This is a genomic window from Butyrivibrio sp. LC3010, assembly GCF_000424385.1.
Taxonomy (GTDB): Bacteria; Bacillota; Clostridia; order Lachnospirales; family Lachnospiraceae; genus Butyrivibrio.
The window spans coordinates 168,645-193,829 of record NZ_AUJU01000007.1 but is presented as its reverse complement, the minus strand read 5'-3'; the positions used below and the strand labels follow the sequence as shown (position 1 = coordinate 193,829).

20 protein-coding genes, 1 tRNA gene and 1 rRNA gene are annotated in these 25,185 nt (G+C 39.1%); 3 read left to right on the top strand and 19 right to left on the bottom strand.

Annotated features, from left to right (window positions below; genetic code table 11):
• From G622_RS0107535 to rd, 8 genes are all read right to left on the bottom strand, one after another.
• A 16S ribosomal RNA gene (locus tag G622_RS0107535) occupies nt 1–147 on the bottom strand; the annotation flags it as partial.
• A gap of 316 nt (nt 148–463) precedes the next feature.
• On the bottom strand, nt 464–916 hold the full coding sequence (locus G622_RS0107530) for a CvpA family protein (protein WP_026510198.1): 453 nt from the start codon (nt 914–916) through the stop codon (nt 464–466).
• A 332-nt stretch (nt 917–1,248) separates the two neighbouring features.
• Nucleotides 1,249–2,562, bottom strand: coding sequence for a DUF5711 family protein (locus G622_RS22080; protein ID WP_049945738.1), 1,314 nt, complete (start codon nt 2,560–2,562; stop codon nt 1,249–1,251).
• A 71-nt stretch (nt 2,563–2,633) separates the two neighbouring features.
• Nucleotides 2,634–3,674, bottom strand: a complete 1,041-nt coding sequence (locus tag G622_RS0107520; protein ID WP_026510197.1) for an aldose epimerase family protein — start codon at nt 3,672–3,674, stop codon at nt 2,634–2,636.
• Between the two features lie 18 nt (nt 3,675–3,692).
• Nucleotides 3,693–4,292, bottom strand: a complete 600-nt coding sequence (gene recR / locus G622_RS0107515) for a recombination mediator RecR (RefSeq protein ID WP_026510196.1) — start codon at nt 4,290–4,292, stop codon at nt 3,693–3,695.
• Complete coding sequence (locus G622_RS0107510; RefSeq protein ID WP_026510195.1) at nt 4,292–4,642, bottom strand: YbaB/EbfC family nucleoid-associated protein; 351 nt, start codon at nt 4,640–4,642, stop codon at nt 4,292–4,294. The genes recR and G622_RS0107510 overlap by 1 nt, the downstream gene beginning before the upstream one ends.
• Before the next feature lie 62 nt (nt 4,643–4,704).
• Entirely contained in the window at nt 4,705–6,537 is a 1,833-nt protein-coding gene (dnaX, locus tag G622_RS22075) for a DNA polymerase III subunit gamma/tau (RefSeq protein WP_081675224.1), read from the bottom strand.
• 186 nt (nt 6,538–6,723) lie between these two features.
• Entirely contained in the window at nt 6,724–6,879 is a 156-nt protein-coding gene (gene rd, locus G622_RS0107500; protein ID WP_026510194.1) for a rubredoxin, read from the bottom strand.
• Nucleotides 6,880–7,140: 261 nt separating this feature from the next.
• Between rd and G622_RS0107495 the strand changes: the two genes are divergently transcribed.
• A tRNA-Ser gene (locus G622_RS0107495) sits at nt 7,141–7,227 on the top strand.
• 110 nt (nt 7,228–7,337) lie between these two features.
• Here G622_RS0107495 and G622_RS0107490 read toward each other — a convergent pair.
• The 7 genes from G622_RS0107490 to gmd form a co-directional block, all read right to left on the bottom strand.
• On the bottom strand, nt 7,338–8,654 hold the full coding sequence (locus tag G622_RS0107490) for a sugar phosphate nucleotidyltransferase (protein ID WP_026510193.1): 1,317 nt from the start codon (nt 8,652–8,654) through the stop codon (nt 7,338–7,340).
• 172 nt (nt 8,655–8,826) lie between these two features.
• The gene (gene glmS / locus G622_RS0107485; protein ID WP_026510192.1) at nt 8,827–10,695 is read right to left on the bottom strand and encodes a glutamine--fructose-6-phosphate transaminase (isomerizing); all 1,869 of its coding nucleotides are present in this window, start codon (nt 10,693–10,695) and stop codon (nt 8,827–8,829) included.
• 15 nt (nt 10,696–10,710) lie between these two features.
• Nucleotides 10,711–12,192 carry a hypothetical protein gene (locus tag G622_RS0107480; protein ID WP_026510191.1) on the bottom strand — a complete coding sequence of 494 codons (1,482 nt, stop codon included), beginning with the start codon at nt 12,190–12,192 and terminating at the stop codon, nt 10,711–10,713.
• 67 nt (nt 12,193–12,259) lie between these two features.
• The gene (locus tag G622_RS0107475; RefSeq protein WP_044957295.1) at nt 12,260–14,128 is read right to left on the bottom strand and encodes a polysaccharide biosynthesis protein; all 1,869 of its coding nucleotides are present in this window, start codon (nt 14,126–14,128) and stop codon (nt 12,260–12,262) included.
• Nucleotides 14,129–14,194: 66 nt separating this feature from the next.
• The gene (pseC, locus tag G622_RS0107470; protein ID WP_026510189.1) at nt 14,195–15,400 is read right to left on the bottom strand and encodes a UDP-4-amino-4,6-dideoxy-N-acetyl-beta-L-altrosamine transaminase; all 1,206 of its coding nucleotides are present in this window, start codon (nt 15,398–15,400) and stop codon (nt 14,195–14,197) included.
• An 83-nt stretch (nt 15,401–15,483) separates the two neighbouring features.
• Complete coding sequence (locus G622_RS0107465; protein ID WP_026510188.1) at nt 15,484–16,716, bottom strand: nucleotide sugar dehydrogenase; 1,233 nt, start codon at nt 16,714–16,716, stop codon at nt 15,484–15,486.
• A gap of 150 nt (nt 16,717–16,866) precedes the next feature.
• Nucleotides 16,867–17,958 (bottom strand): GDP-mannose 4,6-dehydratase, encoded by a 1,092-nt coding sequence (gene gmd / locus G622_RS22070; protein WP_044914225.1) that lies wholly within the window; start codon nt 17,956–17,958, stop codon nt 16,867–16,869.
• Nucleotides 17,959–18,319: 361 nt separating this feature from the next.
• Between gmd and G622_RS0107450 the strand changes: the two genes are divergently transcribed.
• Complete coding sequence (locus tag G622_RS0107450) at nt 18,320–20,704, top strand: RICIN domain-containing protein (RefSeq protein ID WP_026510187.1); 2,385 nt, start codon at nt 18,320–18,322, stop codon at nt 20,702–20,704.
• A 144-nt stretch (nt 20,705–20,848) separates the two neighbouring features.
• A complete protein-coding gene (locus tag G622_RS0107445; protein ID WP_026510186.1) occupies nt 20,849–21,943 on the top strand; it encodes an acyltransferase in 1,095 nt (364 codons plus the stop codon).
• A 92-nt stretch (nt 21,944–22,035) separates the two neighbouring features.
• Here the strand turns inward: G622_RS0107445 and G622_RS0107440 are convergent, their stop codons facing one another.
• Genes G622_RS0107440 through G622_RS0107425 form a run of 4 tightly spaced genes read right to left on the bottom strand, consistent with a single transcriptional unit; the run spans nt 22,036 to nt 25,172 of the window.
• Entirely contained in the window at nt 22,036–23,274 is a 1,239-nt protein-coding gene (locus G622_RS0107440; protein WP_081675223.1) for a lipopolysaccharide biosynthesis protein, read from the bottom strand.
• A gap of 5 nt (nt 23,275–23,279) precedes the next feature.
• Nucleotides 23,280–24,095, bottom strand: a complete 816-nt coding sequence (locus G622_RS0107435; RefSeq protein ID WP_026510184.1) for a glycosyltransferase — start codon at nt 24,093–24,095, stop codon at nt 23,280–23,282.
• Nucleotides 24,088–24,453: a DUF2304 domain-containing protein gene (locus G622_RS0107430; RefSeq protein ID WP_026510183.1), complete on the bottom strand. Its 366-nt coding sequence runs from the start codon at nt 24,451–24,453 to the stop codon at nt 24,088–24,090. The genes G622_RS0107435 and G622_RS0107430 overlap by 8 nt, the downstream gene beginning before the upstream one ends.
• Nucleotides 24,450–25,172 (bottom strand): glycosyltransferase family 2 protein, encoded by a 723-nt coding sequence (locus G622_RS0107425; protein WP_026510182.1) that lies wholly within the window; start codon nt 25,170–25,172, stop codon nt 24,450–24,452. Before G622_RS0107425 ends, G622_RS0107430 begins: the two co-directional genes overlap by 4 nt.
• Nucleotides 25,173–25,185: the final 13 nt, after the last annotated feature.

Genomic DNA, 25,185 nt, shown 5'->3' with positions numbered 1-25,185 from the left:
AGGTTGCCCACGCGTTACTCACCCGTCCGCCACTAAAGATCATCAAGATTCTGCCGAAGCTTCATCAGCGATAATCTTCCGTTCGACTTGCATGTGTTAGGCACGCCGCCAGCGTTCATCCTGAGCCAGGATCGAACTCTCACGTTTAAATGTTTCTCAAACATCTCTGTTTAAGATCGTTCGTCTTCTGACCAGAACTTAAGCTTGGCTTTTGTTCTGTCCGTTTTACCTTTAGTTAGGTTGTTTTGTTCTCTGAATATTCTTTTTGGAATTTTCAGGGTTGCATTACTATTTCATTGTCAAAGTGCTTTGTCTTGGCTTGTCAGCCGCAACTCTGATAGGATACCATGTCTACGACTTTCTGTCAAGAAGTTTTTTGCTTTTCTTCAAAAGATTTAATCAAGCAGTTATCAACTCTTGTATTGTTCTCTCTCGAAGTGAGCGAAATTGATTATAGCATCACTTACATGGGAATGCAACTAATAATTTTTAAAAATGTAAAATTTATTGCATCGTCTATTCGATATCCAATTATATGTTGAATAAGCATTACCCACATGTAAGTTTCAAGTACACCAAAGCATGCTCCAAGCAGTTTATTAACATTACTGAGTATAGGAACCTTGCCTGCTCCTTTTGTCCCTCTGGCAATTCCCTGGACCACTCTATATATAACCACCACTATTGCCAGCTCAACTATCGTTCTGAATATCTGCAGGTTCTCTCCATGAATCAGCTTTCCTATAGAACCTGCGGAGAGTGTAAATATCACGAATCCTACAGCGAGTCCTGCTATTTCAATCAGTTCATTGATCAGTCCAAACTTGAATCCATAGGACACTCTCCACAATAGTACAATTAATACCGCAAGTGATACTATCACCTGCGGCATTGATATAAATTCCATTACATCCATTATAATTCCCCTTATCTATAGATTCCCCTCCCGAAACAAGGATCGGAGTTTATCAAACTTTTACTATATATAATAGATACTTTATAAAACTTTTATCTTTACCACTTATTATTTTATAAAACTTTAATCACAATATTTATCTGTATAGGTTCTCGAAATGATTTTCATCTTGGCATTCAAAAAGTAATAGGATTCTGAACTTATTGAGGCACAACAGATAACAATCATATGCATACGATATAGTAAAATATTAGCGTGTTCGTACGTCATTAACAGTAAACGCCTCCATCAAAAGATGAAAGCGTTCTTAATAAAGACTTGTACATTTCTAATTATTTCAATTCAAGAGTATCAATAGAGTTCTCGGTAACCAGAATAAACTTACTCCTTACATTAGTAGGTATCATGACTTTAACTGCGCGGTCGAAACCAGCTCTGTATTTTTCATTTCCCTTCATATCATAAAGTATGTACTCATTTTCGCCGTAAACAAGTATCTGTCCGCTTTCAAATAGCACATCTACGTATTCGGTATCAAAGTACAATGTGGTTTCCAGATTACCTGATTCACCATATATCTGCAATCTATACGCACCCTCATCAGTATTGTTTACAAAAACAATACCCACATGGGATTCGTTATAAAACACCGATTTTATTTCTTCTTCTCCGGTAAGACTCTCTGTCTGGCTGGTCGGGACTTCTTTTCCTGAATAAAACATTATTCTGTCATCAGCTACTGCAAATATCCTGGAGTCATTCATAAACTGCACATAAGGCACTACCACATTAGGATAATCGTATCCGCTGGCATAATTATCTGCCAGATTTTGTCCGACAGCACCGAAATTAAAAAACGCCACGCTTGTCTTTATTCTGCCACTATCCGCTTTCAGATATGACACGCAGACCAATTCTCCACTCGGTGATATGGCTATATCGACAGGATAACCACTATCCTGCATTGTAGTTTTGAAATTCGCAAGAGTATTACCTGAAGCATCGAAAATATATATCCAGGTCACATTCTTATCATCAAGAGCAGCTGCAACTACCCCCTGTGAAGCTACACAAAAATCTCTGATAGGAAGATTAGTATCAATCTCACCCAGTGTCCCACTGGTATTAGCCACATATATGTTGTGCCCGTTATAGTCGCCTATAGCCACAACATTTTTACAGGTATGAACTGTCGGGTTCTGCATCTGGTATGTCTGGTTCCAAAGCTGCTGCCCCTGACCATCTATACAGCTTGCGCCGTCTTTACTGTAGGATAAAATATATCCCCCAAGATTTATTGCCTTTGCCCCGCTGGCATCAGTTATTCTAACCGATGAAATGATCGAACTTTCCGTAAATTGTTTATCTCTCCAGCTGATATATACAGCAGCAACTACAAAGACAGCTATTACCAATATGACTACCGTTCTTATAAACACAGCTATACGGTGTTTTCTGATTTTTTCCTGATATGAAGGCCCGGTGCTCTCATAATCATCTTCCGCATCAAGAGACTTATCCTGATTGTCATCCCAATCATAATCTCTGTTTAAGGCTTCAAAGGGATCGTAATCCCTTTCATCACCTGCGGAATTCTTCTTTTGTAATTTCTTAATATACTTGGTGAAATCTTTGACTTCTGCCATTTAAAACTCTTTTCCAAAAATGCATTATTATAATTTTGCAGCCAACATAATTGGCTGCAATAATCAATAATTTACAAAAATCTATATACAGTAATTGAATCGTATTCACGCTCAGGTCCAAATACAGCATCAGGGAATCCTGCATGATGTATTGCATCAGGGAAGATCTGTGTTTCTAAGCAAAAACCTTCTCTTGGCTTATAGTCGACACCGCCTTTTCCTCCTTCAGCTTCAAGGAAGTTACCTGCGTAAAACTGAAATCCGGGAAGAGTTGTTGAACACTGCATGGTAATGCCTGACTCAGGACATTTTACCGTAGCAAAAACTCGTCTTGTTCCATCGGCGCCATCTATAATGAAATTATGATCATAGCCACCGCCAAGCTTAATCTGAGGGTCATCAGCATCTATCTCCAGGCCGATTCCTTTTTCTTTTCTAAAATCAAAAGGAGTACCCTCTACATCTGCGAACTCTCCTGTAGGAATAAGTCCATCACCAACAACTGTTGTCTTTGATGAATTGAACTGGGCAATGTGATCGGTAATTGAACCGGTGCCCTGTCCACGAAGGTTAAAGTAGCAATGGTTAGTAAGATTTATCAATGTTTTTGCATCACTTACCGCATGGTAATGAAGTGATAATGCATTGTCTTCTGACAGTGAATATGTAACGGAAAATACTCTGTTACCTGAAAAACCAAGATCCCCATCCTCTGCTTTCAGTGTGAAGGTCACGCTGTCCTCAGTTTCTGAAGCCTCCCATACTCTTTTATGAAAGCCATTGTCAAAATCACTGTGAAGGTTATTAGGTCCATCATTAACGGCCATCTGAAATTTCTTTCCGTCTATTTCATAACTTGCTCCGCCAACTCTGTTTGCAACAGGCCCTACGACTACACCAAGAAAACATGAGTTATCAAAATACTTCTCAGGATCATCAAATCCAAGAACTATATCTCTTTTTTCTCCGTTTTTGTCCTTCACAAAAATATTACGGATTGCGGCACCGTAATTCATAAGGCAAACTTCTGTCCCCTGGCTGTTTGTCATATGATATCCATAGATAGGTGCACCGTCTTTTGCTTCTCCAAGAAATTCTCTTTTCACACTCATCATCTTACCTCCAAAGATTTATAATTCAGTTCTGCCTTCCAATGCACGAAGCAAAGTAACTTCGTCAATGTATTCCAGATCCCCTCCTACCGGAACACCACTTGCAATTCTTGTAACCTTAATACCTGTCGGCTTAACAAGCTTACTGATATACATTCCTGTAGTCTCGCCCTCGAGGCTTGAATTTGTTGCAATAATAACTTCATCGACCGGATCAGTCTGTAGCCTTTGCATCAGCTCTTTAAGCTTTATATCTCCCGGCCCGATTCCAAGCATTGGCGAAATAGCTCCATGGAGCACATGATAAACGCCATCATATTTTCCGGTCTTCTCATAAGCTGCAAGGTCTCTTGCATTCTCCACAACCATTATCGTTCTATGATCACGCTTTTCATTGGCACATATCGGGCAAATCTCGTTGTCTGTAAGAGTGCAGCATTTACTGCAATAATGTACATTTTCTCTTGCATCCGTAAGCGAGTTTGCCAGCCTTAAAACCCTGTCCTTGGGAAGTCCTATTATATAAAAAGCCAATCTCTGGGCCGACTTGCCTCCAATCCCCGGAAGGGATGAAAGTTCTTCGATCAATCTGTTAATATGTCCGCTATATAAATCCATTAAAATGAAAGTCCTCCGAGACCACCGAGGCCTCCTGTCATTTTGCCCATGATATCGCCCTGGGCCTTTTCAGCAAGATCCATAGCCTCGTTGACAGCAGCAACTATCATATCCTGCAGCATCTCAACATCATCAGGGTCTACTGCATCCTGCGCAATAGTTATAGATAACAGCTTTTTGCTTCCATTAACAACTGCCTCTACTGCACCACCGCCTGCGCTTGCCTTAAACTCCTTGGTTTCAAGCTCTTTCTGGCTCTCCTCCATCTGGCGCTGCATGCGCTGTGCCTGTTTCATAAGATTATTCATGTTTCCGGGCATGCCCCCGGGAAATCCACCTCTTTTTGCCATTTTATTATTCCTCCTGTTAATACTTTATGTAACTATAAGTTCGCTATGTTAGCGGTGCTTATTTACTCATCTTCATCATGATCCTTCTCTTCGAAGGCATTCTCGTCATCCATAGCCTGTTGATCATCAAAATATGAATCATCATCAATTCCGGTAATTATGTTTCCTCCGGAATTCTCATATTCCTCATAAGATTGCTCCTGAGACCCTTCCAACTGTGAATCAGACTCGTCATCTTCAGTCATCTGCATCTCCAAAGGAAGCTCCGGCATCTCTACGTCCTCTTCAGTAACTATGTCAAAGTGGATGTTATTAAGGCTTACGTACTGTTCCTGCATGGGCTTATCGTGATCGGCGTAACGCATTTCAAAATCTATATGTTTCCCTATAGCTTCATCCAGCACAGCAGATAATTCAGATTTCCCCGGATCATCGTTATACTTTTGCACGCGCTCCTTATTATCGAGCACAATGAAAAGTTTGTTATCATTTCCCTGACTCAGTACCGCTTTCTCCATGTATACTCGCATCGGATTGCTCATTTTCACAAGAATCCTGCCCCAGTTGTTAACAACCTTTTTCACATCTTCAGCTACCGCTGACTCAAGAATCTGTGTCTTTTCTGGTGTTTGACCCGTTCCGGAGGCATTCGCTGAATTCCTACCGTTTCCGTACGTACCACCCCCTCCTGAACTTACCGCAATCTGACCGGATTTTATCCCGTCCAGCACGCCATCAAGTTCCTGACTTTTCTCTTCGAGGATTCTGATTCTGTCAAGCAAAGCATCATTCCCCTCATCCATCTGCGGCTTGCAAAGTCTGATGATTGCAACCTCTATCAGAATTCGTTTCTGCGGCGCATATTTTAAGCTCTGTAAAAGCTCGGAGAAAACTCTGATATATCGCATTATTGTATCCACATCAGAATTCTTAGCGAGTTCTTTCAGGATATTTAAGTTGTCGGTGGACATATCCACCGCATCCTCCATGTCATCCGATGTACTTACCAGCATCAGATTCCGGAGATACCATATGAAGTCATTTACAAACTGGGAAAGCTCGCGCCCCTTTATTACTATCTCAGACAGCAGGTTCAGCGCTCCGGTCACATCCTGCTTTATCAGATGTGAAAAAAGTCTTCCAAATATCTCGGTATCTACTGCACCAAGTACTCCAAGCACCTTATCGTAGGTCAGCTCTTCACCATAATTAAACGCTATACACTGATCCAGAAGACTTAAAGAATCTCGCATGGATCCGTCTGCTGCCTTGGCAACATATCTTAAGGCTTTATCCTCAACCTGTATTCCTTCTTTATCAACAACTTCCCTAAGTCTGTCAGCAATGGTATCTATGGTTATTCTATGAAAATCATACCTCTGACATCTTGAAAGGATTGTAATCGGTATCTTCTGGACCTCTGTGGTTGCCAAAATGAATATTACATAAGACGGCGGTTCCTCAAGACTCTTCAACAGTGCATTAAATGCTCCCGTTGAAAGCATATGAACCTCATCGATAATGTATACCTTATATTTTCCAACTGTAGGGGAATAGGAAATCTCATCTATAATCTCACGAATATTATCTACGCCGTTATTTGATGCAGCATCAATTTCAATAACATTCCCCATCGCCGCACCGGACTCTATCGCCTTGCAGGTAGGACACTCTCCACAGGGACTTCCATCCCTTGGTGTTTCGCAGTTAACCGCTCTTGCCATGATCTTCGCAACAGAGGTCTTACCAGTTCCTCTGGTTCCGCAAAACAGGTATGCGTGTCCGATTCTGTCTGATTTGATCTGATTCTTCAGCGTAGTTACTATATGATCCTGTCCCTTAACATCATCAAAGACAGGGGGTCTGAACTTTCTGTATAAAGCTACGTATGCCATCTAAAAATCCCCAAATATTTTGAACTTCAACTAACTAATTATACTCAATTACGAGGGCATCAACAACTCTTTATTAAATTTGTAAAGCTCACTATGAATACTTTGCAAATAGAAAAAAGGTATGCAGCACATACCGCATACCTTCACCTAAAATTTTATATTCACTTTTGTTTGTTACTCAAATTATTACTCGGGCTTAAACTCGTCCTTGCCTACTCCGCAAAGCGGGCAAACAAAATCTGCCGGGAGGTCATCCCACTTTGTTCCGGGTGCTATTCCGTTATCCGGATCGCCTGCTGCCTCATCATAAACATAGCCACATGTGCCACATACATACTTCATAGAAAAGCTCCTTTCCTGTTAGATGTACAAGTAATATCAACAATCATATTATACCATAGGCCATATAGTGTAATTATTATTATTTTGTAAATTTATTGGCTTATTTTCGAATGTATTCACGCATATCATAGTTCGTATATGAGCATCATAAAATATGAAAAACAATACGTTTTTATGTCAGTGCTATCACAATATATTGATTGACTTAACTTATCCACCCTTTTATAATAATAAAGCATGTAAAAATCAGCGCACAATTATGCAGAGCTACTCAAGAGGTCCAAGAGGGAGCACTCGAAATGCTTTAGGCCGGTTTCCGGCGCGTGGGTTCGAATCCCACGCTCTGCGCGCAAAAAGAGCTTCGCAAACGCGAAGCTCTTTTTGTATGTAATCATTATGTAATCGGATTCCAGAATTCCCTCGAAAATTCAGAAATCGTATCGAATCAGATTCCGAAATTACAAAGTGTATTTTATCTTATCTTCAACAGAAATGTCGGTTCCAAGCTGAACTTCTATTACCTGAAGTTCCTCGTCACTTTCATTGATAATGGTGTGCTTGCTTCCGGCTTTCATGTTTACCACATCACCTGGACGTACTATCTGCTCCTGTCCATCAATGATGACTTTTCCTACGCCTCGAACAATACTCCAGACCTCATCTCTTCTCTCATGGCTATGATAGTTCATCTCATGCCCAGGATTTAATGTGACCTTGATTGTAAGAGAATCCTTTTCAGCATCCAGCACTCTGTAACTTCCCCAGGATTTCTCAGCAAACATTATCGGCTGCTCGATTTTTTCTACGAAGGGCTTTATGTATGAGCTCTGTTCCTTATCAGACACAAGGATACCCTCCGGAGAAGCTGCAACTACTGCATCCTTTAGTCCCATAACAATAACAGGAATATTGAGATCATTTATTACATGAACTCCATCACACTTATCATTTAAAAGTGCCTCACCGATTACATTTTCTTCCATGGCTTCGGTAAGTGTATTCCAGGTTCCAAGATCTTTCCAGAGACCTGCAAATCGCATAACACTGATATTTGATTCCTTTTCAACTACTGCATAGTCAAAGGAAATCTTTTCAAGGGTTGCATACTTTCCAAAAAGATCATCATAATCCTTGAAATCAATGATCTCATGAGCCTTATCAAGAAGATAAGAAAGCTTATATGCAAAAATACCGCCGTTCCAAAGAGCGCCCTTTGAAATGTATTCCTTTGCGGTAGCTACATCCGGTTTTTCTTTGAAAGATACTACTTTTGATACATCAGATTTATCCTCAGGAATAATATATCCATATTTCTCTGAAGGATAAGTGGGATCCATTCCCAATAATGTAAGATTCGCATCTCCTTTAGCTGCAAGGTCAGAGAGTTTTTCAAGTGCTAGGAAATACTCTCTGTCAACATACGGATCCACGGGGCATACAACCACAGGTTCATCAAGTGCTACTCCCTGCTTATCATGAAGATAGGCACTGGCGAGTGCTATTGCAGGAAATGTATCTCTTCTGCAAGGTTCGATTGATATTCCCACGTCTGTTCCGAGCTGATTATGAATGGCTGAAATCTGTGTCTTACTGGTTGCTATCGTGATCTTAGCATCCTTGTCAACTTCCTTAAGCTGACGATAGACACGCTGAACCATGGATTCATAATCACCGTTCTGATCCTTAAATATTTTAATAAACTGCTTTGATCTTATATCGTTGGAGAGAGGCCAAAGACGCTGACCTGATCCTCCGGATAATAATACAATATTCATCTAAATACTATCTTTCCTTTTATTTCTTTGTATCACAATAGGCTAGTGTTCTGCACAATCTGTATATCCAATCATAATGGTTAATCATCATATAATTTTTATCCTGCAGAGCTTTTCACCTTATGAGTAATATACTTTACTCCTCAGTTACTCATTTTGCAAGTTTTTTATTTTATTCTACAGTTACGCTCTTGGCAAGGTTTCTTGGCTTATCTACATCAAGTCCCTTTGCAACGCTTATGTAATAACCCAAAAGCTGAAGAGGTATAACCGCAAGAGATGCTGCAAAGTGCTCATCAATCTTTGGGACATATGCTGCAAAATCAACCGTATCCTCTATCTCATAGTGGCCATAGGTCGTAAGTCCCATCAGATAAGCACCTCTGGCCTTACATTCAACCATATTGCTGATTGTCTTTTCATAAAGGTCATTCTGAGTAAGCACACCTATAACCAGGATTCCATCCTCGATAAGGCTTATGGTACCATGCTTAAGCTCACCTGCTGCATAAGCCTCTGAATGAATATATGAAATTTCTTTCATCTTAAGGCTTCCCTCAAGAGAAGCTGCATAATCAATTCCACGTCCTACAAAGAATACATCCTTTGCATTTGCATATTTTGCTGCAAACCACTGAAGTCTTTCCTTATCATCAAGAATCTTCTGTATCTTTTCAGGTATAGTCTTCATCTCAGAGATATACTCTGCACATTTTTCATCATCGATAAGTTCTCTCACGTATCCAAAATGAACAGCAAGAGCATAGCATGCTACAAGCTGAGTGCTGTATGCCTTTGTAGTAGCAACTGCGATCTCTGGTCCTGCGAGGGTATACAGTACGTGATCAGCCTCTCTGGCGATTGATGAACCCACAACATTTACTACTCCAAGAGTAGCCACACCCTGATTCTTAGCCTCACGGAGCGCAGCAAGAGAATCAGCTGTCTCACCTGACTGTGAAATGATCATTACGAGATCATCTTTATCAAGAAGCGGTTTTCTATATCTGAATTCTGAAGCAAGTTCAACTCTGACAGGAATATGGGAAAGCTCCTCAAACACATACTGGGCAGCCATACCCACATGCCATGCAGAACCGCAGGCAACAATGTAAATCTGTCTTATGTTTTTAATCTTTTCATCACTTATTCCGCACTCTGAAAGGTCTATTTTATTGCCTTTAACCACAGAGTTAATTGTATCTTCAACAGCCTTTGGCTGCTCATGGATTTCCTTCATCATGAAATGCTCAAATCCGCCTTTTTCAGCCGCCTCAGCATCCCATTTGATCTCTACTTTATCCTTCTGGATTTCATCACCATCAAGGTTGTAGAACTTTGCATCGCCCTCTGTAAGACATGCCATTTCCTGATTGCCAATGTAGTAAACATTTCTTGTGTACTTAAGGATTGCAGGCACATCAGATGCGACATAGGTAGCACCATCCTCAACACCGATAACCATAGGGGAGTCTTTGCGGGCAACCCATATCTGATCCGGATAATCCTTGAACATAAGCGCAAGTGCATAGGATCCGCGCACACGTACCATTGTTTTAGCAATAGCATCTATGGGGCCGATATTATACTTCTTGTAATAGTAGTCAACAAGCTTAACTGCCACCTCAGTATCAGTCTGTGAATAGAATTCATAACCATGACGAAGAAGCTTTTCTCTAAGTTCCTGATAATTCTCGATGATTCCGTTATGAACACCGACAACATTTGCTTCTTCTACTGTTGTGCCATGTGCAAACTCATTAGCTGAAACATGAGGATGAGCATTGATTTCAGAGGGTTCGCCATGAGTTGCCCATCTGGTATGACCGATACCGATAGTTCCCTGAAGAGAAGTTCCATCATTGGTCTTTTCAGCAAGAACCTTAAGTCTGCCCTTTGCCTTTACAACCTTGACCTTCCCGTCTAAATCTCTAACAGCCAGGCCTGCTGAATCATATCCGCGATACTCGAGCTTAGACAAACCATCCAAAAGAATCGGAGCTGCCTGCTTTCTACCTACATATCCTACTATTCCACACATAAAACATATCCTTTCTTATCTTACAACCACTGCGCCGAGAATATTCACGCCAAACTTCTTACATAGCTCAACTTCTCTTGCAACATCCTCAAAACGTGATTTGTCTATTTTTTCAACAAGAACAACAGCATCAGAATCTGAGAGATCCTTCATGGAAACAGCATCATTAACTGCTGAGCTTCCAGCCTTTACGCTTGACAAATGAGCATCCTGATTCATCTCTTTACAAATGGCATTTCTGATCTTAACAGAAATATCATCATCAGATGCACCCATAATATATACACTATTACTTGAAAGTTTTGAAGCCCCAATGGCAGCCCCCTGGGATACGAGTCCAAACTCGCCTGCATTACTCTTAACCTCTCCGATAACAGAAATGCCAAAAGCTCTTCTTATATCATCAGCGGTGTGAACCTTACCTGAAAGGACATAAAACAAGGCATAGAGGAACGCTACTATAAAAATTCCACCTACAAGGCCTGCAGCAATGTATTTCTTGCTTACAGTTCTCACAACCATCGTTTCTACAGAAGAATCATCAGTAGCATCAGCCTCTTCGTTTTCATTTAAATAATCGGCCACAATAGCATTAAAATAGGCTTTTTCCTCAACAGACATTGCATTTGAAAGACCTGTTATATAATTTCTCAATGTATTAATAGTATTCTCACTGTTGGTCTGAAGTCCAAGAATATAACCGTCATAGCCTTCAAAATAATATGTTCCAACAGGAGTGATATCATAGTTGTATACACCACTTACAGTTTCTGTAGCAGCATCAAAATGACTATCAAGAACATCCATAACAGCCTTAGCATCTTCCTTGGTATTTCCAAAGGTACTAATTGTCAAAATAGAATCAGCATCCAGCACTATTCTAACCATCTCTCTTATGGATGTAGCATCAAGTTCTTCATCTGCACCGATTGCTTTTTTAATCTCAGCAACGGTATCAGCAGTCATAAGTTCATTACTGTATGCAACAACAATATTATTAAGTCTGCTTTCTGCATTACTTATTTCTATTGTATTACCGGATAAATCCGAATCCAGAGGTGAGGATATACCATCAGCAGCACCTCTGATGCTTACAGATGTGTTACTGCCATTTACAAAATCATCCATTACATACTGTTTTGTTACTCTGAAGACATCGTAGGCATTCATGGTAAGAACAGGAGATTTTTCATTATGCTCAATTGCACGCATATAGTTCTGCATATTATCTTCGTACTGTTCAGCAGCTACTTCACAATACTTTGCGCTGGGCTCCGTTAGTTTACCCCGTAGTTCTGCCGCATTGGAATTGCTTGAATTTGCAACAGTAACAGGCTCACCTGTTTCCTTATCAACAACAACTCCACTCTTCAAATATCCGAAGGCACCTAAAAGAACAGCTCCCACTATTGCACATACTACCATTACCTTCCATCTGCGAAGAAGATACAGTGCAAGATCTATGAGATCTATCTCCATATTGTCTTTGTAATCCATCAAAGTAACTCCTTTCACTTCTTAACTAGTCACTAATTTTTTATATAAACAGAAATTCAGAGATTTTTCAAGGATGATATGTCCCGACTATATCAGCAACCATACTTTTCACTTCTGCGCTATCCTTTTTAGAAGCCTCATCAAGCATTCTTAACTTCTCTTCAAATTCTGAATCATTCATATCTATCGGATGTCCAATATATATCATGTTATTTGCAGTCTTCTCTTTGCCCTCATCATCCATAAGAAGCTCCTCGTACAGCTTCTCTCCCGGGCGAAGTCCTGTGTACACTATCTCTATATCTTCATCCGGCTTATAACCTGAGAGCTTAATGAGATTCCTTGCCATATCGTCTATTCTGACCGGTTTTCCCATATCAAGGATAAATATCTCACCACCGGTCGCATAATATGACGCCTGTAAAACCAGAGAAACCGCTTCAGGAATCGTCATGAAGTATCTCACTATGTCCTTGTGCGTCACTGTAACAGGCCCACCTTCAGCAATCTGCTGCTTAAACAGCGGTATAACGGATCCGTTGGATCCAAGAACATTGCCAAATCTCACTGCTGCAAAAATCGTACCACTGCTCTTTCTGTTCATCATCTGGACAATCATTTCACAGACTCGCTTCGAAGCCCCCATAAATGATGTAGGGTTAACAGCTTTATCCGTAGAAATAAGCAGAAATCTCTTGACTCCATATTTAGCTGCCGCAAGAGCTGTCTTATAGGTTCCAAAAATATTGTTCTTAACTGCTTCGTTCGGACTCTTTTCCATAAGCGGAACATGCTTGTGTGCAGCAGCATGAAAAATAATATCAGGTCTGTACTGCTTAAGTACATTATTGATTCTGTCCGTGTTTCGAACAGATCCGATAAGTGCTTCAACCTTAAGATCCGGATATTTTCGCTTAAGCTCCTGCTCGATATCATATGCATTATTCTCATATATATCAAAAATAATTAGCAACTTGGGATTTGCAGCCGCTATCTGTCTGCACAGTTCTGACCCGATAGAGCCACCACCACCTGTGACCATAACTACTTTGTCACTGATTGCTTCTAAGATCTCACTATTATTAACTCTTACCTCATCTCTCTCCAAGAGGTCCTCAAGATTTACATCACGAAGTCTCGATACACTTACTTCTTCAGATACTATCTGGGTCAATCCCGGAACAGTCTGTAATTTACATCCAGTTTCCTTACATATATTAAGGATTTCTCGTCTGTCTTTATCGCTGGCGGAAGGGATTGCGAATATAATCCTGTCAATGTCATACTTTTCGCAAAGCTCAGTTATGCTGTTTCGTCCGCCACCTATCTTAATTCCTCCCAGATATCTGCCCCAGGTAGTCTTATTATCATCAATTATCACCCTTACTTTATATCTTTTGTCGAGCTTTAAATCTGTAATAAGTTCACGTCCTGCTGCGCCGGCACCAATTATCATAACATTGGCACGTTCTATGAGTTCTCTGTCCTTAGGATTAATCCTAAATACACTGCCCCTGAATATTCTGTAGGAAAATCTGATTCCCATACAGAATATCAGATTAAGTATTATTCCCATAAACATGCAGCTTCTGGGAAGATTTATCCTTTCAATTCTGTTCTCCGTAAAAAGAAGGATCGCAATAACAAAATATGCCCCAATAATCCTGTATACTTCAGTAAGTGAGGCAAATCTCCAAATGCTGTGATACAGCCTGAAAACATAATATACAGCAAGGGTTGTCAACGTAGCTATCGGCAGCATATACAAAATATTATCTGTATAAATCTGAGGTATTTCGCGATATTTGAAATCAAAACGCACAAGCAAAGAGAGCAGATGTGCTGCAACAACGCTAAGCGCATCTGCTACCAAAATCAGAATAATCCTGCAATAATATCTAACGTCTGTCTTCTGTTTGTTGTATAAGTCCGGCACTATAGTATACCAATCCTTGCTATCGAATTATCACTTCCTATTTAACGAACACTTAACGACAAAAGATTACTTCCTGTAATAGTCTACAAGTTTTTTAACAGCTCTGATAACATCATCTACATCTTCATCCGTCATCATAGGATAAAGCGGTATACTCATGATTCCCTTATATACATCCTCTGCAACAGGACAAAGTCCCTTCTTATATCCCATCTCCTGGTATAATGGCATCCAGTAAACCGGAATATAGTGTACCTGGCACTGAACATTCTCAGCGCTCATTGCTTCAAAAAATTCACGCCTTGTGCAGCTTAGTTTCTCAAGATCAAGTCTTATGACATACAGATGTCTGCTGGAATCCGACTGAGGAATATCCTCCTCAAGTAAAATTTCCGGCACGTCAGCAAAAGCTGCATTATACATCTCAACAATTTCTTTTCTTCTCTTAACAAAACGATCAAGTTTATCAAGCTGGCTTGACAGAAGAGCAGCCTGTATATCGGTCATCCTCAGATTCATTCCTAAAAGCTGCTGCTCATAGTACCAGACTCCCCCGTTATCCTCGTCAGCAGGAGTCAGGAATTTGGAATGATCATGTTCCATACCATGAGAACGGAAAAGATAAGCTTTTCTGGCATATTCGTCATTATTGGTGATGACAGCACCACCTTCACCTGCTGTTACCGTCTTCACAGGATGAAACGAAAAAGTAGTTATATCTGCCAATGATCCAACAGGTATTCCATTATATTTAGATCCTATGGAGTGAGCTGCGTCCTCTATGAATACCAGATTGAACTCATCACAGATTTTCCTTATCTCCTCAACCTCCACAACCTGCCCGGTGTAATCAACCGCAACTATTGCCTTGGTCTTCTCAGTTATATGCTCCCTTATACTCTTGGGATCAATCTGATAAGTCTTGGGATTAATATCTGCAAAAACAGGCTTAGCACCACAATATAGAGCGCAGTTTGCACTTGCCATAAATGTAAGTGGAGTGGTTATAACTTCATCACCCGGTCCAACTCCTGCGATCACACATGCTGTATGCAGAGCAGCGGTATCATTTGTCAAGACTATCGCATGCTTTGCTCCGGTTATTTTTCTAAGCTTTTCCTCCGCTTCATCAACCTTGGGACCACATGTAATAAACGGACTCACAAGAGTTTGGGCAACAGCATCAACATCCTCTTTTGTAATGCACTGGCTTCCATAATAAATTTTTTCACTGCGGACCGGAGTTCCGCCATTAATTGCAAGCTCTTCCATTAGTATATTTAAATCCTTTCACAAGGGTAAATAGAGCTGAGATTTAGACCAGCCTTATCTACTATCATTATAAATGAACAAAATCAATCTCTTCTGAAGAGGTCTCTGGTATAAACCTTCTCCTCAACGTCATCAAGAACAGAATCGTATCTGTTTGCAATAATACTGTCACAACCAGTCTTGAACTTATTTATATCATTAACAACGAGAGATCCAAAGAAAGTAGTTCCGTCAGGAAGTGTAGGCTCATAAATGATAACCGTTGCACCCTTTGCCTTGAGGCGCTTCATAACTCCCTGAATAGAGCTCTGTCTGAAATTATCACTGTTGCTCTTCATAGTAAGTCTGTATACACCAACAGTTATGGGACGCTCTTTGTCTGCATTCCACATACTGCTTGCAGTATAATAGCCTGCTTTTTCAAGAACTCTGTCTGCAATATGATCCTTACGTGTTCTGTTACTCTCAACAATAGCTCTGATAAGATCTTCCGGAACATCCTGGAAATTAGCAAGAAGCTGCTTTGTATCCTTAGGAAGGCAATAACCACCGTATCCAAAACTGGGATTGTTATAGTGTGTTCCTATTCTGGGATCCAGACATACACCTTCAATAATATCCTTTGTATCAAGACCTTTAAGCTCAGCATATGTATCAAGCTCATTAAAGTAAGATACACGGAGTGCAAGATATGTATTAGCAAAAAGCTTAACTGCCTCAGCCTCTGTAAAGCCCATAAACAGAGTATCAATATTCTCTTTTTCTGCGCCTTCAACAAGGAGAGATGCAAATGTCTCTGCAGCTTTTCGACTATTATCATCGCAGCCAACAATTATACGGCTGGGATAGAGATTGTCATAAAGTGCCTTGGATTCCCTAAGAAACTCAGGACTAAACAGAATTCTGTCTGTCTTAAACTGCTCCCTTACCTTCTGTGTATAACCTACAGGGATGGTGGATTTAATTATCATAACCGCACGGTCTGATGATTTAAGTACGAGATCAATAACGGCTTCAACTGCTGAACAGTCAAAGAAATTCTTCTGAGGATCATAGTTAGTGGGTGCAGCTATGATAACATAGTCAGCATCTGCATAAGCTGCAGCACCATCTGTAGTTGCATGAAGTTTTAATCCTCTCTCTTCATGCTCATCCAAAAACTTTTCAATATAATCATCCTGTATAGGACTTTTCCAATTGTTTAATTTCTCAACCTTTTCAGGAAGAATGTCTACTGCTGTAACCTCATTGTGCTGTGATAAAAGTACTGCCAAAGAAAGGCCTACATAGCCTGTTCCTGCAACTGCGATTTTCATATTATTTTGTCCTCCCAAAATTAATGATGTAATTTGTTTCATTCCATAAAATGATGTGGGTGTCAAAAGTAATTTTTGACACCATATGATATACGAATTGCTTCATAACTTCGTCATTCTCGCAATTCTACAAATATTCGGGTCATAAAATTATTTTACAACGCCCTTTTCAAGGTACTCTTCCAGATTGGTTCTGATGTGCTCCTCTGCACGTTCAACCGCAACCTTCTCCATATCATGCTTCACCATGATCTCAACAAGCTGCTCAAAAGTTGTTGCTGTCGGATTCCATCCAAGCTCTTTCTTAGCCTTAGTGGGATCTCCCCAAAGGTTAACTACGTCGGTAGGTCTGTAAAAATCAGGACTTACCTCAATTATGACCTTGCCTGTGGCTTTATCTATACCCTTCTCATCTATGCCTTCACCCTGCCACTCAAGCTCTATTCCTGCATAGCGAAAGGCAAGTGTTGCAAATTCTCTTACAGAATGCTGAACTCCTGTAGCAATTACAAAGTCCTCAGGCTTGTCATTCTGAAGAATCAGCCACATACATTCAACGTAATCCTTAGCATAACCCCAGTCACGAAGTGAATCCAGATTACCAAGGTAAAGCTTATCCTGTTTTCCCTGGGAAATTCTTGCAGCTGCAAGAGTTATCTTCCTTGTAACGAAAGTCTCGCCTCTTCTTTCTGACTCATGGTTAAACAGAATACCCGAACAGCAGAACATGTTGTAAGCTTCTCTGTATTCCTTAACAATCCAGAATCCATACTGCTTGGCAACAGCATAAGGGCTGTAGGGATGGAAGGGAGTATTCTCGTTCTGAGGAACTTCCTCAACCTTACCATAAAGTTCTGAAGTTGATGCCTGATATATTCGGCATGTATCAGCAAGTCCACAAAGACGAACAGCCTCAAGAACTCTTAATACACCTGTTGCATCAACATCTGCCGTAAATTCAGGTGAATCAAAGGAAACCTGAACATGGCTCTGAGCTGCCAGGTTATATATTTCATCAGGTCTGACAAGGCTTACCACCTGCATGATACTCATGGAATCTCCAAGATCCCCATAGTGAAGATGAAAATTCGGTGCACCCTCAAGATGTGCTATTCTCTCCCTAAAATCTACAGATGAACGTCGTATAACGCCATGAACCTCATAGCCTTTTCCCAGTAGAAGCTCTGCGAGATAAGAGCCATCCTGTCCTGTTACGCCTGTTATCAGTGCTTTCTTTGCCATAATAATTCCTTTTCTAATTTCATAATGAATTAGGGCCTAAAAGTAAATATAGCCTAAATCATTGTAATAATCTGAGTAATTATATCATAAAAATAATGGAGCTGCCGCACTACATGCGAAATTACTTTACTTCTTCATAAAAAAGGCCTCCGTATTAAGACCATCTATTCTCTCCCCTGTATTTGTAAGGCCACTGTCGACATAAACCTTTCGCTCTTTAGTTCCCTCAGCCCCTTTCCCATTCAAATAAAAGGAAAAGAATTCTATTAAACTCCATCATAAATATCTTTATCGCTATTCTTCTCAATGCTATAATATTTTACGTCACGGAAGAAAAGTTTTTACAAATGGGGGTCAAAAAATGTCACATCTTAGTTCTAATTCTGAGAAATCGTTTCTCAGAGTGTTTTTCATGTCACTATTGTTTTCGCTTATTCTAATTTTCTCATCCTTAACTGCAAAGGCTGCTTCGTATGGAACAGACTGGAGAAACTGGAAACAGAAGCAATCCGATTACGCAACCATGAGAAGTGGCGGATGCCGAATAGTTTCTTATGCAAAGCTTCTCAAAGCTACAGGACTTGTAAATGATCCAAATTTCAATCCTGACAGACTCTTTGAATGGTGCGCTGCAAACCATAAGGTTGTCTCTCTTAGCAATGTTAATGAGTATAGTCCAATTGGAACAACTCCACCGGATTATGCAAGAAATGTCTTGGGAAAAACTGTAGTACAACATAATTACGTAAGCTTATCCGGAGGAGATGAGCAAAGAAGGCAGACAATAATAAACTATTCCAGAAACGGATATCTTGTCGTAATTTGTGGAACAAATCACTTTACTTATGTTGATGAAGAAAGAACAAGAGCATCAGGTGAATTGTGGGTTGATGATTCAGGATACGGCGTTCAGAAAGTAACAACAAAAGCCGGCGGTTACAACCTTACCAAATATGATAAAATCAGAATTTTTACCGCTGAGTCTCCAGCTCCTCCGGTACCGACAGGCAGTGCTATGGCATCTGGCTATAACAGAACCCTTCCTGATGGAAACTATATCATAGCCGCTGCAGCTGATCCTTCCTATTATCTTGATATTGCAGGAAGTGCAGTTCCTGCAAGCAATGGTGAAAATGTAAATTTGTGGCATGTAGACAACATGGATGTGCCTACACACGATGCATGGAATATCAAATATGAAGGTGGTTTTTATACCATTACTCAGCTTGGATCAGACGCAGCATTAGATGTGTATGCAGCCAGCGCCGCTGCAGGAACAAATGTACAGGTTCATCAGAGCCACGGCGGCGATAATCAGAAATGGGCAATATCTACCAATGGAAGAAACGGATATCGTATACAGTCAAAATGCAGTGGCTATTCCCTGGATATCTCAAATGGAACCATCGCAGATGGCACAAATGTAACTCAGTATGTAGGAAATGATAGTAATGCTCAATCATGGGTATTCATTCCTTATAATCCATCACAGCCGATACAGAATGGGAGATACATTTTAACTAGTGCAATAGCAAACAATATCGAGTTGGATGTAGTCGGAGATACAGGAAATATTCCTAATCCCACTAATGTGCGGGTTTGGAACGATAACTGCCCAAGCAAATTCAATTCCTTCGATGTAGAAAAGCTAAGTAACGGCTATTACAAACTTACTCATGCTGCCTCAGGAAAAGTTCTAGATTTATATGGTGCTTCTACCACTTACCAGGCAAATGTATGTGTGCACGATGCAAATGGATCAATTGCTCAGCAGTGGGCAATCATACACTCTGGAAACGGCTATGCACTCATACCAAGATGCAGCGGTTTTTGTGTAGACGTTGAAGGTTCCGGCACCTCCAATGGAACAAATGTACAACAGTGGCCTTATAATGGCGATACAATTCAAGCTAATCAGACCTGGAAATTCGTTCCTGCAGAATATTCCATTAAGTATGATGCTAACGGCGGATCAGGTGCTCCTTCATCTCAGATTAAATACTATAAAAATGCTGTAACTTTAGCTTCTGCTAAACCAACAAGAAGTGGCTATAGCTTTGCCGGCTGGAGTACCAGTAAAACATCAACAAGGGTTGATTATAATCCCGGAGCTCTCTACAACAAGGATGCATCCATTACTCTTTATGCAAAATGGGTAAAACTCGCCTCAACGCAACCTCAGAATCAACGCAGTAATAATACAGGATCAAATAACCAAAACAAGAATTCGCAGAGCAAAAATTCAGGTACAAAAGACACTAAATCTGAAACTATCGAAAATGCTGCACCATCTCACAAAGCAGGCGACATAGTTCAGGATGTCATAACAAATGCAACTTACAGCATCATCTCAACAGATGAAGGTAGCAGAAGTGTAATATATACTTCAACATCAGCTCCGTTCGCAAAAGAGATTACCATTCCTGAAAGCATCACAATCGATAACAATGTATATATTGTTACCGACATCAACGATTACGCATTCAAAAACAACACGAACATTAAGAAAATCGTTATCGGAAAAAATATCCAGCGAATTGGCAAACAGGCATTCTACGGATGCAAGAAGCTTAAGAAGATTAAAATAGAAACAACCTCACTTACTAAGAACTCCATCGGTAAGAACGCATTTAAAAAGATAAACGCCAAAGCTAAGGTTGTTGTTCCGAAAAGTAATCTAAAGAATTATAAGAAGATTCTTAAGAGCAAAGGAATCTCCGGAGCATCTCAGAAAATAACTAAATAAAATAGTTTAATGCGGACTACTCAAATTGAGCAGTCCGCATTATTAACATATTTATCTATTCTCTATTTCATATTAGGCTATTTCTTATTCCAGCACCATGTAGTATCATGAATTAAATGTACACTATAGATAGGATAATTACTGATGGCAAAATCGAAACCAACTGATTTATTTCTAATTTCATCACAAAGAAAAATAATTTTTGATTACATAAGAGTTATTTCATGTATTGGAATAATAAGCTTACATGCAACCGGCGAGAGGGTAGATCCTGAAGGTATTGTATTACAGATATTATCAAGAATATCTCTTCCAATGTTTGTTGTTTTAAGTGGAGCTCTTGCTTTAAGCAGTAAAAAAGAAGAAGGTTATATACAATATTATCTACAGAGATGTATAAAAATTCTTATCCCCTATTTTATATATAATGCTTTATATGTGGGATATTTCAACCTTGGGCATACTATAGCAGAAATTCCTTCAAAAGAATCAATAAAAATATTTTTAAGAAACATCCCTCTTTCAATGAAGCTTGGATTAGAGTCGTATCAGAGCACTCATCTTTGGTTCATGTTGATGATCATGGGATTCTATATAGTAGCTCCATTTCTAAAAAAGGGATTGTCTGCTTTTGATCAAAAGGACAATTTTGCTCTGCTTGGGTTATTATTGATAACATATGCCGTAATAGATTATCTACCTTTATTCGGAATTACAATTGGAATCAGTAATTTCTTCGCTGATTGGCTTTCATATGCTCTTCTTGGCTATATCCTTATTAGCATCAAAGACATAAATACATATAAGGTAATGACGGTTACTGGATTATTGGACATTCTTGTAATGTTTGTGTGGAAATGGAAATTCCCTGATCACTTAAGTATGAATTTCTACGATTTGGCTCCACATATGATAATTGCTTGTTGCGGTGTATGGTCATGCTTTATGTTGATTGAAAAATACATAACCAAATCTAAAATAATAAATTGGATAATAGTTACTATATCAAAATACACCTTTTCGATTTATCTTATTCATATTGTTTTATTGCAAATGTATATAAATAACAATCCTGATTACAGTGCAAACGTTGCCCGCATATTAGTGGCAACGTTTGTAGTATTCATCCAGTCATGTATCATTGCTTTTATTTTTGATAACATCATAACATTTAATGTACAAAGGATAATAAACATAATAATCAGTAAATTTAATAGTACAAAACATAAACTTGCATAAATACACTTAATCTCAGCTCACTAAATACCTGTCTAAGTGCTTAGCTCAAACCGCAAAGGGAAACTACGATATACCGCAGTTTCCCTTTTCATTTAACGTGCAATCTCTTTTTCCTTTTTTATAATAGCCATTATAATCTTCACCACAATCGCCAGACAAAGAATAGCCATAGGAATAATCTGTGCTACACTTGCACCATTCATCCCATATTTATTTATACATGACATCACAATAATAAGACACAAAGTAAAACTTATAGATATTGCAATCAACAAGAAAAAGATTTCTCTCATTCCTATAAGCACTGCGGAAAGAACCCATATGGTTCCTGTTAGCAGTGTTACCCATATTATTGGTATAAACAGATCATAATTCTCAAGAATCCCCTTACCAAATATAAGTGACAGCACTGGCTTGCCTAATAACGTTGCTCCTATAAGCACTGCTACATACATACCGACAAATGCTCCGATAAGCTTGTATATATCCTTTTTAAACCTATCTATATTGCCGCTCATATAATTGTATGAAAATGCAGGCAGAAAAGGATTAAACGCAACCATGGCGAAAACCTGAACTACAAGAGTTGGTGTAGCTATGGTTGAATATATTCCTAATTTCTCAGTTCCCAGGATTTTCTCAAGAGCAACTTTGCTAACAAGGTTTTCGAGACTTAGCAAAAAAGAAAATACTACTAAAGGTGCACAACTTTTTAATAATTGTCTAACTCTATTGCTATAAATAACAGGTCTTATATTTTCTATCCTATTTGTTTTTAAATAATCCCATAAAAATGCGATCACCAGGTTTATTACAGCAGTAATAATCAGCGTAATCATCATGTCGCCTGTAATCTTTAATGCAATCACAAATGAAATGACTGTTGCTGTTCCTCTCAAAATGTAAGAAATGCCAATGTAATCATATCTATTATATTTTTGATCTTGTCCATGTAATACATCTGCTATTGCTTCTGCAACTCTGATTAGCATAAAGGAGCTAATACAGATCAACATATAAGTCGTATTTCCAAACGCTGAAACACAAATACAGGCAACAAGTGCAACTATGCTGGTTAATATCCTGCTGCCAAAATATTCATGTACCGAATAATCACCATTTATATCCGAAACCTGATAATTACGCATACTAAATAATGAGATTGCTGAAAAGCTACTACTTGTCGTCATCGCGATAGACAAGAAACCGGCATCAGAAAATGTAGCTATATGGACAACAACTACGGTTATCAGCCATTGGCAAAAACTATAGTAAATACTTCCTATTGTATTCCATAATACATTCTTAACAGTTCGATTTTTATTCCCCATATTACTTACAAGTTATTCTGTAACTCACCTTTTCTATAGAAATGTGCAATTATTCTGGCTATCCATTTAGGCCAAAACATGCAGAACATAGCGTAATCTTCATCAGATCTCTCATGCCCTTTTATTATTGCTGAAGTCTCAGAATCCGCATGAATTCTATGCAACATCAAAATATTATTTACAAAAACAAAGTCACCCTTTTCTCTTGAATATCGCTCCCATGCCTGCCAATCTATTCCGCCCTTATATCCCGGAATAAACAATTGATCCGGCAGATTTTCAATAACATAAGTAACAGATGGACAGCATATAGGTGACCCCATAGAAAGAATTCTCCTTCTTATAAACTTTGATGCCCATAATAATCTGCTGCGTAATGGAAAAAGCATGATTCTCTTGATGTTTAGATTTCTTATATCAGCAACTTCTTCTCCATTTCGAAGTTCTGCATAATCTGTAAATGCTATAAGAGGCTTTTGGGCTCTGTTAATGCAATTAATAACCTCATAGGAAAAATCCTTTTTATATATATCATCCTGATGAGCAATGGTTACAAGCGGAGTTCCCGCACAACTAACAGCAAACTCCCAGTCTGTTGCTATATTACTCTTACCAATTTTCTCCTCATTAACAAATAACTTTATCCCATATTTATTACTCAAATCAGTTAAGTACTGGCTTGGTGTAGAAGTAGCCATTATTACATTTGTTCGAAGTTTCTGATCTAAAACCGACTTAATACATTCCTCTAAAAATTGGCTCTCTCCATAAGCACATATTGCAAATGTATGATCATTTGCTCTATATCTGTCTTTACTCATTTTCATTGTCCTTTTCTGTGGTATCTCTTGTCTTTTTCTCAATTATCGCAAGTTTCTGCGCTAGTTCCTTTACCTCATCATTCAATTTAGTGACTGATATGGTAAGAGAATAAATTATTACAAGCATCAAAACAGATCCAAAAAAGAATAACAGATTTATTGGCAGAGTAATTCCTAGCGCCAAAGTCAATATCTCTAAAGTATTAGGCAGCAATGTTAATATGAACAAAACAAAAATTAATAGCATCCAGGAAAGGATGTATCTTATATCTACTTTCTTCTTTTTGGCCTGCCTGACTAGCAAAAACGCACAAATCAGCAGCAAGAGGATAATCGATATTCTAAGTCTGTTACTCATTTATTTTCTCCATTCTTAAAACTCTTATGCTTTCTCAACAACTCTAAAACTATTGCCAGAGATACTTTTATCATATAATAAACAGACTTCTTTAATCTGATTGAAGACTGACCACCTTGTCTTTCCTTCATTATGACAGGAATCTCGATAACCTTCCTCTGGTTCTTGATGGCTTTTACAAGGCTTTCAGGCTCGGGATAATCTCTTGGATAATCTATAGCAAAAAGTTCTATAAGATCTCTTCCAACCATTCGAAGCCCGGATGTTGGATCTGTTATAGTTTCTCCTGTAAATAGTTTTATAAGTTTTGTAAAATATCCTATTCCGATTCTTCGTGCCAATGTAGATTGAAACCCCTCTTTTGTGATGAATCTGGAGCCAATTACCATATCAGCATTTTCCTTTATTAACGTTTCTTCCATCTTGCTCAAAAATGAAGGATCGTGCTGCCCATCTCCATCTACCTGAACAGCAATTTTATAGTTATTCTCAGCTGCATATTTATATCCTGTTTGAACAGCACCACCGATTCCTAAATTGATAGGAAGATTCAAATAATTATATCCATTACTTATGCACTTCTGTAATGTATCATCAGTTGAACAATCATTGATTATTATATAGTCAAAGTCCGGAGCATCTTCCTTTATTTTTGAAATCGTTCCACAAATGCTCTCACCCTCATTATATGCAGGAATAATTATCAACTTGTCACTCATTAACCCATTCTCC

What these genes read in the sequence shown, in the direction of transcription:
- G622_RS0107440 (WP_081675223.1), bottom strand. Translation starts at nt 23,274, where the DNA reads ATGGGGAATAAAAATCGAACTGTTAAGAATGTATTATGGAATACAATA.
- G622_RS0107450 (WP_026510187.1), top strand. Translation starts at nt 18,320, where the DNA reads ATGTCACATCTTAGTTCTAATTCTGAGAAATCGTTTCTCAGAGTGTTT.
- G622_RS22080 (WP_049945738.1), bottom strand. Translation starts at nt 2,562, where the DNA reads ATGGCAGAAGTCAAAGATTTCACCAAGTATATTAAGAAATTACAAAAG.
- rd (WP_026510194.1), bottom strand. Translation starts at nt 6,879, where the DNA reads ATGAAGTATGTATGTGGCACATGTGGCTATGTTTATGATGAGGCAGCA.
- G622_RS0107530 (WP_026510198.1), bottom strand. Translation starts at nt 916, where the DNA reads ATGGATGTAATGGAATTTATATCAATGCCGCAGGTGATAGTATCACTT.
- G622_RS0107480 (WP_026510191.1), bottom strand. Translation starts at nt 12,192, where the DNA reads ATGGATTACAAAGACAATATGGAGATAGATCTCATAGATCTTGCACTG.
- glmS (WP_026510192.1), bottom strand. Translation starts at nt 10,695, where the DNA reads ATGTGTGGAATAGTAGGATATGTAGGTAGAAAGCAGGCAGCTCCGATT.
- recR (WP_026510196.1), bottom strand. Translation starts at nt 4,292, where the DNA reads ATGGATTTATATAGCGGACATATTAACAGATTGATCGAAGAACTTTCA.
- G622_RS0107510 (WP_026510195.1), bottom strand. Translation starts at nt 4,642, where the DNA reads ATGGCAAAAAGAGGTGGATTTCCCGGGGGCATGCCCGGAAACATGAAT.
- gmd (WP_044914225.1), bottom strand. Translation starts at nt 17,958, where the DNA reads ATGGCAAAGAAAGCACTGATAACAGGCGTAACAGGACAGGATGGCTCT.
- pseC (WP_026510189.1), bottom strand. Translation starts at nt 15,400, where the DNA reads ATGGAAGAGCTTGCAATTAATGGCGGAACTCCGGTCCGCAGTGAAAAA.
- G622_RS0107430 (WP_026510183.1), bottom strand. Translation starts at nt 24,453, where the DNA reads ATGAGTAACAGACTTAGAATATCGATTATCCTCTTGCTGCTGATTTGT.
- G622_RS0107490 (WP_026510193.1), bottom strand. Translation starts at nt 8,654, where the DNA reads ATGAATATTGTATTATTATCCGGAGGATCAGGTCAGCGTCTTTGGCCT.
- G622_RS0107435 (WP_026510184.1), bottom strand. Translation starts at nt 24,095, where the DNA reads ATGAGTAAAGACAGATATAGAGCAAATGATCATACATTTGCAATATGT.
- G622_RS0107520 (WP_026510197.1), bottom strand. Translation starts at nt 3,674, where the DNA reads ATGAGTGTGAAAAGAGAATTTCTTGGAGAAGCAAAAGACGGTGCACCT.
- G622_RS0107425 (WP_026510182.1), bottom strand. Translation starts at nt 25,172, where the DNA reads ATGAGTGACAAGTTGATAATTATTCCTGCATATAATGAGGGTGAGAGC.
- dnaX (WP_081675224.1), bottom strand. Translation starts at nt 6,537, where the DNA reads ATGGCATACGTAGCTTTATACAGAAAGTTCAGACCCCCTGTCTTTGAT.
- G622_RS0107445 (WP_026510186.1), top strand. Translation starts at nt 20,849, where the DNA reads ATGGCAAAATCGAAACCAACTGATTTATTTCTAATTTCATCACAAAGA.
- G622_RS0107465 (WP_026510188.1), bottom strand. Translation starts at nt 16,716, where the DNA reads ATGAAAATCGCAGTTGCAGGAACAGGCTATGTAGGCCTTTCTTTGGCA.